This window comes from uncultured Cyclobacterium sp., assembly GCF_963976465.1.
Lineage (GTDB): Bacteria > Bacteroidota > Bacteroidia > Cytophagales > Cyclobacteriaceae > Cyclobacterium.
The window spans coordinates 1-7,916 of record NZ_CAXBOC010000249.1; the positions used below are offsets into that span (position 1 = coordinate 1).

The window sequence follows — 7,916 nt, forward strand, 5'->3', positions numbered from 1 at the left end:
ACCAACAGGGTAAGTATAAGCGGAATCGCTATGAAAACCTTGGTGAAAGACTCCACAATCTATTGAGATTATATCGCCATCTTTCAATTGATATTGACTTGGAAATCCGTGAACAACAACTTCGTTCACAGAAATACAAAGTGAAGCCGGGAAACCATTGTATCCTTTAAAGGAAGGAATGGCCTTGTTATCCCGGATGTATTCTTCAGCAATTTTATCTAAATAAGAGGTCTTTACCCCTTCTTTCACGTTTTTGGCTACTTCACCGTGCGCTTTTCCTAAGATCAGCGCACTTTCTTTAATTATTTCAATTTCTTCTTCAGACTTAAACTGTATCATATTTAAGCCACTGCATAACTTGAAGGATCATTTTTCATGTTTCCACTTTTCATCATGCCTTCGTAATGTCTCATCAACAAGTAACTTTCTATCTGTCGAAGTGTATCCAAGATAACTCCTACCATAATCAACAATGAGGTACCTCCATAAAATTGGGCAAACTCACTACTAACTCCTGCAATGATGGCGAATGCCGGCATAATCGCTACAAGGGCTAGCAAGATAGATCCTGGTAAAGTAATTCTAGAAATTATATTGTCAATGAAATCAGCTGTTGGTCCACCAGGCTTAATTCCTGGAACAAAACCGCCGTTTCTTTTCATATCTTCTGCAATTTGTTCCGGGTTAACGGTAATCGCAGTATAGAAAAAGGTAAAAAGAATGATCATTACAGCAAAGACAAGATTGTATTGCCAAGAGGTGAAGTCACTGAAGGTAGTTCCTATATAGGAGGCTATATCACTGTCTTCTGCCCAAATTTGAGCAATCAAAGCCGGCAAGAACATCAAGGATTGGGCAAAGATAATGGGCATCACACCAGAAGCATTCACTTTGATAGGAATGTACTGACGTTGTCCGCCATATACTTTGCCTCCAACAACTTGCTTGGCATACTGCACAGGAATTCTTCTGACTGCTTCTGTGAGTGCTACGACTCCTACTACAACGAAGAATAGAATGACAGCTTCTAGAAGCAATAACAAGATACCTCCGCCACCTTTGGATAAACTCTCAGAGATAATCGCTCCGGGAAGGGCGGATATGATACCAATCATGATCAACATGGAAATACCATTTCCTATTCCTTTTTCAGTAATCTTCTCGCCTATCCACATACAGAACATTGTTCCGGCGGTCAATAAGACAAGAGCAGAGGTCATGAAAAGGGTTTTATTAATAACGATGGCTTCATCAGGAATGGTGGCAGTAATATAGCCAACACCTTGAGCCAAGGTTATTAGAATGGTTAGCACTCTGGTAATCTGATTGATTCTCTTCCTACCGGACTCACCTTCTTTTTGTAATTTTTGAAAATAGGGTACGCCAACAGTCAGCAATTGCAATACAATTGAAGCAGATATATAGGGCATGATACCCAAGCCAAAGATGGACGCCCTACTGAAAGAACCACCTAAAAAGGTATCAATCAATCCGAATATACCAGAGGCAGCCTCTCCAAGGCGACTTGGATCAACACCTGGTAAGACGACAAAGGATCCTATTCTAAAAACAATTAGCAAACCAATTGTATTTAAGATTCTGATTCTTAAATCCTCAATCGAAAAGATGTTCTTTACTGTTGTAATAAACTTTTTCATGTATTAAATCTTATTTACAGATCCTCCAACTTTTTCAATCGCCGCTATGGCACTAGCAGAGAAACTGTGGGCACTTACATTTAATTTTGAAGTAAGTTCGCCTCTTCCTAGGACTTTTACAAGATCTTTTTTGGAAACTAAGCCATTTTCATGTAAAACATCAAAATCTATACTATCAATATTAAGCTTTTCAGCCAATTCTTGGATAGTATCAAGATTTACGGCTTGATAGGCAACCCTATTGTGATTAGTAAATCCAAATTTTGGTACCCTACGTTGAAGAGGCATTTGCCCACCTTCAAAACCTAGTTTGGTTTTGTAACCAGACCTGGATTTCGCACCTTTATGACCTTTAGTGGATGTACCTCCTCGTCCAGAACCCTGACCTCTACCGATCCTTTTTCTGGTTTTTGTGGAGCCTTCCGCTGGTTTTAATGTATGTAATTTCATTTTACTTAGATTTTCGATTGGTTTAAAAATTGAACAACTTCAAAGCCGGTCAATTTTAAACTTCTTGTACCTTAACTAGATGGCTAATTTTTTGGATCATACCTTGTAACTGTGGAGTATTTTCTTTTTCTACAGTTTTGTTGATCTTGCCTAATCCTAAAGCAGTAATGGTAGCTTTTTGGGATTTTGGTCTATTGATTGTACTCCGTATTTGAGTAATTTGTAGTTTTGCCATTTTCCTAACCGTTAAAAACTTTAGAAATTTTAACCCTTCTCTGTTGAGAAACAGCAATAGCATCTCTCAATTTCATAAGCGCTTCGATTGTCGCTTTAACCACATTGTGTGGGTTGGAAGAACCTTTAGATTTGGCAAGAATGTCTGTATATCCAGCACTTTCCAATACGGCACGCATAGAACCACCGGCCAATACTCCAGTACCAGGGGCAGCAGGTTTAATCAAAACCAGTCCGCCACCATACTTACCCAACTGTTCGTGAGGGATCGTACCTTTAAGCAATGGAACTTTAATCAAATTCTTCTTAGCATCTTCTATACCTTTGGTTATGGCATCTGTTACCTCATTGGCTTTACCTAAGCCATAACCAACGACTCCATTACCATCACCAACAACAACGATTGCAGAAAAGGAGAATCTACGTCCACCTTTCACAACCTTTGCTACACGATTGATGGCAACAACTTTTTCGGTTAATTCTGTATCTGTAGCCCTGATGGGTCTTTTACTTACTTGGGACATAATGATTAAAATTTAAGGCCTCCTTCTCTGGCACCTTCTGCCAAAGCTTTTACATTTCCATGATAAAGATATCCACTTCTGTCAAAAACAACTTCGTTCAACCCATTGGAAACAGCTTTCTCAGCCAATTTTTTACCAACTTCTTTAGAAACAGATACATTTACATTCTTAATAGCACCCAATTCCTTGGATGAGGCTGCTGCAAGAGTTTGACCTTTCAAATCGTCAATCAATTGTGCGTATATTCCTGTGTTACTTTTGAACACAGAAAGTCTTGGCCTGGCATCAGTACCTGAAATTTTCCTTCGGATACCTCTCTTAATTCTCAGTCTTCTAGTTTTTTTCTTGAAAGCCATCTTCTAATTATTTTTTAGCGGCAGTTTTACCAGCTTTACGTCTAATATTTTCACCTACAAACCTTACACCTTTACCTTTGAAAGGTTCAACTTTACGTAGTGATCTTATTTTAGCAGCTACCTGACCTATTAATTCTTTGTCGATACTCTCTAAAGTAACCAAAGGGTTTTTACCTTTAGGGGTTTCTGTTTTGACAGCAACTTCTTCAGGGACCATCAAAAAGATGTTATGTGAATATCCCAGAGAAAGCTCAAGAATTTGACCTTGATTTGTGGCTTTATAACCCACACCTACCAGTTCCAATTCTTTTTTGTAACCTTCGCTTACACCTATTACCATATTATTTAGCAATGAACGATATAGTCCATGCAATGATTTATGGCGTTTAGAGTCCGTTGGTCTTTTAATGACCAAGTTACCTTCTTCATTTCCTACTGCAAAATCAGGATGTACATCCTGAGTCAGCGTACCTTTGGGACCTTTAACAGTTATCTGATTATGATCAGCAACGTCTACAGTCACACCCGCAGGTAGATTTATCGGTTTTTTACCTATTCTAGACATATCAATTTATTAGTAAACGTAACAAAGCACTTCGCCACCAATTCCTTCAACTCGGGCTTCTTTGTCAGTCATCACTCCTTTTGACGTAGAAAGAATTGCAATTCCCAAACCATTGATTACTCTAGGAAGAGATTCTTTATCTACATATTTTCTTAAACCTGGCTTACTTACTCTTGTAAGGTTTACAATGGAATTAACTTTTGTTTGAGGATTGTACTTTAGGGCTATTTTGATAGTTCCCTGTGGTCCATCTTCAACAAATTTATAATTCTGAATGTACCCTTTATCATGAAGAACTTTAGTAAGTTCTTTTTTCATGTTAGAAGCAGGTATTTCTACTATCCGGTGAGTTGCCTTAATGGCATTCCTCAACCTGGTTAGATAATCAGCTATTGGATCAGTCATATTTGTATTAGTCTAACTACAAAACCCTAACGGGCCTGCAAAGTTACACAATGAAATTAAGAATAAAAACTATTATATAATTTTTACCAGCTAGACTTGGTTACACCCGGAATTTTACCAGCAGAAGCCATTTCTCTAAAAGTAACCCGATTGATTCCAAATTTTCTCATATATCCTTTCGGACGGCCGGTAAGTTTGCAACGATTGTGAAGTCTTACTGGTGAAGCATTTTTTGGAAGTTTATCCAATGCTTCGTAATCACCTGCTGCTTTAAGTTCCGCGCGCTTCTGGGCGTACTTGGCCACCATGCGTTCTCTTTTTCTTTCGCGGGCTTTTATCGATTCTCTTGCCATGATTATGCTTCTTTATTGTTATTTACGAATGGCATTCCCAGAGACTTCAACAATGCATGTGCCTCTTCATCAGTTTTTGCGGTAGTCACCAAAGTGATGTCCATACCAGAAATCCTGTTGACTTTCTCAATACTGATTTCAGGGAAAATAATTTGTTCTGTTACGCCCAAAGTATAATTTCCTCTTCCATCAAAACCTTTGTCAGAAATGCCTTTAAAGTCCCTTACTCTTGGAAGTGCGATACTTACCAAACGATCAAGGAATTCATACATTTTATATCCTCTAAGTGTCACTTTTGCACCGATAGGCATTCCATCTCTCAACTTAAAGTTAGAGATAGAATTTTTTGCTTTGGTTGCAACAGCTCTCTGACCGGTAATCAAAGTAAGTTCTTCAACACCTTGATCTACGAGTTTTTTGTCTGCTACAGCTGCACCAATACCTTTGTTCAATACAATTTTGGTCAACTTAGGAACTTCCATCACACTCTGAAATTGAAATTTATCTTTCAATTCAGATTTGATTTCGCTATCGAATTTTTCTTTTAATCTAGGTTTAGCCATTGATCACCTCCCCGGTTTTCTTAGAGTACCTTACTAATTTTCCGTCCTCATCCTTTTTTCTACCTATTCTAGTAGCTTCTCCACTTTTAGGATCCACTAACTTAAGGTTACTGATATGGATGGGAGCCTCTTTCTTTTCTATACCGCCTTGAGGAGAGTTGGTGGTTGGTTTGATATGTTTGGTTACCATATTCAAACCTTCTACGATTGCTCTTCTTTTGGCTCGGTCAACAGAAAGGATCTTACCTTTGTTGCCTTTATCATCTCCTGCGATTACCAATACGGTATCTCCGGTTTTGATATGCAATTTGGGTTGTTTATTAAATTTTCTTTCCATGATTACAATACTTCAGGGGCTAACGATACAATTTTCATAAACTGCTTTTCCCTAAGTTCCCTGGCAACTGGGCCGAAAATACGGGTTCCTCTAGGTTCGTCATTGTTATTTAAAAGCACAGCCGCATTGTCTTCAAATCGAATATACGAACCATCTTTTCTGCGGACTTCTTTTTTAGTCCTTACAATTACCGCTTTAGAAACGGTACCTTTTTTCATATTACTGGATGATAGGGCTGATTTCACAGTGACTACAACCTTGTCTCCAATAGAGGCATACCTTCTTTTGGTACCTCCCAAAACACGAATTACAAGTACTTCTTTTGCACCTGAATTATCCGCTACACTTAATCTGGATTCTTGCTGTATCATGATTTATAATGCCCTTTCTATTATTTCAACCAATCTCCAACGTTTGCTCTTACTCAGCGGACGAGTCTCACTGATTTTCACCAAGTCTCCTTGCTTACAATCATTGTTTTCGTCATGAGCCATGAATTTGGTAGTTTTACCAACAAATTTACCGTAAATAGGGTGTTTTACTCTACGCTCTACCGCTACGGTTATGGACTTATCCATTTTGTTGCTAACTACCTTTCCTATTCTTTCTTTACGAAGGTTTCTATCTGTAGTAGCCATTTTGTTTCTTATTTAGCTAGTTGTTTGGCTCGTAAAAATGTATTCAACCTAGCAACCAAACGCCTTGATTCTCTTATTCTATTTGGATTCTCTATAGGGGATATGGCATGAGCAAAACGTAATTTTGTCAAGTTCTCCCTCTCCGCTTCAATGCGGGTTTTTATTTCGCTCTCATTAAGAGCGTTGATTTCAGAATTTTTCATCAGCTTATGATCCAACGTAATCTCTACGTACGATAAATTTTGTGCTTACAGGAAGCTTTTGTTGTGCTAATCTAAGGGCTTCCTGTGCAACTTCCACAGAAACACCAGTAGCTTCAAAAAGGATTGTTCCCGGCTTGATAACTGCTACCCAGTACTCCGGAGCTCCTTTACCTTTACCCATCCTTACCTCTGCAGGCTTTTTAGTGATCGGTTTATCTGGAAATATTCGGATCCAAACTTGTCCTTCCCTTTTCATTGCTCTTGTCATTGCAATACGGGCAGCTTCTATTTGTCTCGAAGTGATCCATCCAGGCTCAAGGGATTTGATGCCGAAATTACCAAAGGCCAAAGTATGACCTCTTTGGGCAATTCCTTTGATCCTCCCTTTATGCATTTTTCTAAATTTCGTTCTTCTTGGCTGTAACATGATTGCTCAGTTAAGGATTTTTAGTTGTTTCTTTTTCTTCTCTTAGGCCCACCTTCTCTTCTTCTTCTGTTGCCTGAAGGAGCATTTCCTTTGGAATCATTGCTTAGCCCGGCGTTTGGAGACAAGTCTCTTTTACCGTATACTTCACCTTTGAAAATCCAAACTTTGATACCTATTTTACCATAGACAGTTTGTGCTTCAGAAAGCGCATAATCCACATCTGCACGAATAGTGTGCAAAGGAATTCTACCTTCTTTGTACATTTCAGACCTGGCCATTTCAGCACCACCTAATCTTCCGGAAAGTTTTACTTTGATTCCTTCAGCGCCTACTCTCATGGTAGCAGCAATAGATTGCTTCATCGCTCTCCTAAAAGAAATCCTGGCTTCCAATTGCTGTGCAATGGACTCGCCAACTAACTTAGCATCTAATTCAGGACGTTTGATTTCAAATATGTTGATTTGAATATCTTTATCTGTAATTTTCTTAAGTTCTTCCTTAAGCTTGTCTACCTCAGATCCACCTTTACCAATAACTACACCCGGACGGGCCGTTTGGATGGTTAGGGTAATCCTCTTTAGAGTCCTTTCAATAATTACCTTGGAAATACCTCCTTTGGGTATTCTGGCAAAGACGTACTTTCTGATATTCTGGTCTTCATAAAGCTTATCAGCGAAATCGCGTCCTCCATACCAGTTAGAGTCCCACCCCTTAATGATACCAAGCCTTAAACCAATTGGGTTAACTTTTTGTCCCATATTTTAGTTTACTTTTTCATTTGATTCAACAATATCAGCGGTAACATCTCCTTCAACGGAGTCTACTACTAGCGTTACATGATTTGATCTTTTACGGATTCTATGAGCTCTACCCTGAGGTGCAGGTCTAAGCCTTTTTAACATCCTACCTCCATCTACAGAGATGGTCTTTATATACAAATCGGCATCTTCAAGCTTTTCATCAGGGTTTTTCGCCTGCCAGTTGGCAATAGCGGATAACAATAATTTTTCGAGCCTGATAGATCCGTGATTAGGCGTAAATTTCAAGATGCTTAATGCCTGACCAACTTTTTTTCCCCTTACTAGATCCGCAACCAGACGCATCTTTCTGGGAGAGGTAGGAACATTGTTTAATTTTGCTATAGCTTCCATGATTATCTCTTTCCTTTATCTTTTTTGGCAATGTGTCCACGGAAATTCCTAG

Annotated in this window: 17 protein-coding genes; all 17 read right to left on the reverse strand. The window is 38.8% G+C overall.

Features of this window, described 5'->3' with window-relative positions; genetic code table 11:
* The coding region (locus AAC037_RS14260; protein WP_339903618.1) for a M24 family metallopeptidase at positions 1–339 on the reverse strand (339 nt) is incomplete at its 3' end.
* A 2-nt stretch (positions 340–341) separates the two neighbouring features.
* The gene (gene secY, locus AAC037_RS14265; protein WP_339903619.1) at positions 342–1,658 is read right to left on the reverse strand and encodes a preprotein translocase subunit SecY; all 1,317 of its coding nucleotides are present in this window, start codon (positions 1,656–1,658) and stop codon (positions 342–344) included.
* 3 nt (positions 1,659–1,661) lie between these two features.
* Positions 1,662–2,108, reverse strand: coding sequence for a 50S ribosomal protein L15 (gene rplO / locus AAC037_RS14270; protein ID WP_339903620.1), 447 nt, complete (start codon positions 2,106–2,108; stop codon positions 1,662–1,664).
* 55 nt (positions 2,109–2,163) lie between these two features.
* Positions 2,164–2,343 (reverse strand): 50S ribosomal protein L30, encoded by a 180-nt coding sequence (rpmD, locus tag AAC037_RS14275; protein WP_014020639.1) that lies wholly within the window; start codon positions 2,341–2,343, stop codon positions 2,164–2,166.
* A 4-nt stretch (positions 2,344–2,347) separates the two neighbouring features.
* Complete coding sequence (rpsE, locus tag AAC037_RS14280; protein WP_014020638.1) at positions 2,348–2,866, reverse strand: 30S ribosomal protein S5; 519 nt, start codon at positions 2,864–2,866, stop codon at positions 2,348–2,350.
* A gap of 5 nt (positions 2,867–2,871) precedes the next feature.
* Entirely contained in the window at positions 2,872–3,222 is a 351-nt protein-coding gene (gene rplR, locus AAC037_RS14285; RefSeq protein ID WP_339903621.1) for a 50S ribosomal protein L18, read from the reverse strand.
* A gap of 7 nt (positions 3,223–3,229) precedes the next feature.
* A complete protein-coding gene (gene rplF / locus AAC037_RS14290; RefSeq protein ID WP_339903622.1) occupies positions 3,230–3,787 on the reverse strand; it encodes a 50S ribosomal protein L6 in 558 nt (185 codons plus the stop codon).
* A gap of 9 nt (positions 3,788–3,796) precedes the next feature.
* Positions 3,797–4,192 (reverse strand): 30S ribosomal protein S8, encoded by a 396-nt coding sequence (gene rpsH, locus AAC037_RS14295; protein ID WP_303613610.1) that lies wholly within the window; start codon positions 4,190–4,192, stop codon positions 3,797–3,799.
* 83 nt (positions 4,193–4,275) lie between these two features.
* Positions 4,276–4,545, reverse strand: a complete 270-nt coding sequence (gene rpsN, locus AAC037_RS14300; RefSeq protein ID WP_303613611.1) for a 30S ribosomal protein S14 — start codon at positions 4,543–4,545, stop codon at positions 4,276–4,278.
* A 2-nt stretch (positions 4,546–4,547) separates the two neighbouring features.
* The gene (gene rplE, locus AAC037_RS14305; protein ID WP_303613612.1) at positions 4,548–5,108 is read right to left on the reverse strand and encodes a 50S ribosomal protein L5; all 561 of its coding nucleotides are present in this window, start codon (positions 5,106–5,108) and stop codon (positions 4,548–4,550) included.
* A complete protein-coding gene (gene rplX / locus AAC037_RS14310; protein ID WP_014020632.1) occupies positions 5,101–5,445 on the reverse strand; it encodes a 50S ribosomal protein L24 in 345 nt (114 codons plus the stop codon). The genes rplE and rplX overlap by 8 nt, the downstream gene beginning before the upstream one ends.
* 2 nt (positions 5,446–5,447) lie before the next feature.
* Positions 5,448–5,816, reverse strand: coding sequence for a 50S ribosomal protein L14 (gene rplN, locus AAC037_RS14315; RefSeq protein ID WP_014020631.1), 369 nt, complete (start codon positions 5,814–5,816; stop codon positions 5,448–5,450).
* A gap of 3 nt (positions 5,817–5,819) precedes the next feature.
* On the reverse strand, positions 5,820–6,083 hold the full coding sequence (gene rpsQ / locus AAC037_RS14320) for a 30S ribosomal protein S17 (protein WP_303613613.1): 264 nt from the start codon (positions 6,081–6,083) through the stop codon (positions 5,820–5,822).
* Positions 6,084–6,091: 8 nt separating this feature from the next.
* Positions 6,092–6,286, reverse strand: coding sequence for a 50S ribosomal protein L29 (gene rpmC, locus AAC037_RS14325; protein WP_339903623.1), 195 nt, complete (start codon positions 6,284–6,286; stop codon positions 6,092–6,094).
* A 4-nt stretch (positions 6,287–6,290) separates the two neighbouring features.
* Positions 6,291–6,713 (reverse strand): 50S ribosomal protein L16, encoded by a 423-nt coding sequence (gene rplP / locus AAC037_RS14330; protein ID WP_014020628.1) that lies wholly within the window; start codon positions 6,711–6,713, stop codon positions 6,291–6,293.
* A gap of 20 nt (positions 6,714–6,733) precedes the next feature.
* Positions 6,734–7,471, reverse strand: a complete 738-nt coding sequence (rpsC, locus tag AAC037_RS14335) for a 30S ribosomal protein S3 (RefSeq protein ID WP_014020627.1) — start codon at positions 7,469–7,471, stop codon at positions 6,734–6,736.
* Between the two features lie 3 nt (positions 7,472–7,474).
* Positions 7,475–7,864 carry a 50S ribosomal protein L22 gene (rplV, locus tag AAC037_RS14340; protein WP_014020626.1) on the reverse strand — a complete coding sequence of 130 codons (390 nt, stop codon included), beginning with the start codon at positions 7,862–7,864 and terminating at the stop codon, positions 7,475–7,477.
* Between the last annotated feature and the right edge of the window lie 52 nt (positions 7,865–7,916).

What these genes read in the sequence shown, in the direction of transcription:
- rplR (WP_339903621.1), bottom strand. Translation starts at nt 3,222, where the DNA reads ATGGCTTTCAAGAAAAAAACTAGAAGACTGAGAATTAAGAGAGGTATC.
- rplX (WP_014020632.1), bottom strand. Translation starts at nt 5,445, where the DNA reads ATGGAAAGAAAATTTAATAAACAACCCAAATTGCATATCAAAACCGGA.
- rplE (WP_303613612.1), bottom strand. Translation starts at nt 5,108, where the DNA reads ATGGCTAAACCTAGATTAAAAGAAAAATTCGATAGCGAAATCAAATCT.
- rpsQ (WP_303613613.1), bottom strand. Translation starts at nt 6,083, where the DNA reads ATGGCTACTACAGATAGAAACCTTCGTAAAGAAAGAATAGGAAAGGTA.
- rpsE (WP_014020638.1), bottom strand. Translation starts at nt 2,866, where the DNA reads ATGTCCCAAGTAAGTAAAAGACCCATCAGGGCTACAGATACAGAATTA.
- rpsH (WP_303613610.1), bottom strand. Translation starts at nt 4,192, where the DNA reads ATGACTGATCCAATAGCTGATTATCTAACCAGGTTGAGGAATGCCATT.
- rpsC (WP_014020627.1), bottom strand. Translation starts at nt 7,471, where the DNA reads ATGGGACAAAAAGTTAACCCAATTGGTTTAAGGCTTGGTATCATTAAG.
- rplO (WP_339903620.1), bottom strand. Translation starts at nt 2,108, where the DNA reads ATGAAATTACATACATTAAAACCAGCGGAAGGCTCCACAAAAACCAGA.
- rplV (WP_014020626.1), bottom strand. Translation starts at nt 7,864, where the DNA reads ATGGAAGCTATAGCAAAATTAAACAATGTTCCTACCTCTCCCAGAAAG.
- rpmC (WP_339903623.1), bottom strand. Translation starts at nt 6,286, where the DNA reads ATGAAAAATTCTGAAATCAACGCTCTTAATGAGAGCGAAATAAAAACC.
- rplP (WP_014020628.1), bottom strand. Translation starts at nt 6,713, where the DNA reads ATGTTACAGCCAAGAAGAACGAAATTTAGAAAAATGCATAAAGGGAGG.
- rpsN (WP_303613611.1), bottom strand. Translation starts at nt 4,545, where the DNA reads ATGGCAAGAGAATCGATAAAAGCCCGCGAAAGAAAAAGAGAACGCATG.
- rpmD (WP_014020639.1), bottom strand. Translation starts at nt 2,343, where the DNA reads ATGGCAAAACTACAAATTACTCAAATACGGAGTACAATCAATAGACCA.
- secY (WP_339903619.1), bottom strand. Translation starts at nt 1,658, where the DNA reads ATGAAAAAGTTTATTACAACAGTAAAGAACATCTTTTCGATTGAGGAT.
- rplF (WP_339903622.1), bottom strand. Translation starts at nt 3,787, where the DNA reads ATGTCTAGAATAGGTAAAAAACCGATAAATCTACCTGCGGGTGTGACT.
- rplN (WP_014020631.1), bottom strand. Translation starts at nt 5,816, where the DNA reads ATGATACAGCAAGAATCCAGATTAAGTGTAGCGGATAATTCAGGTGCA.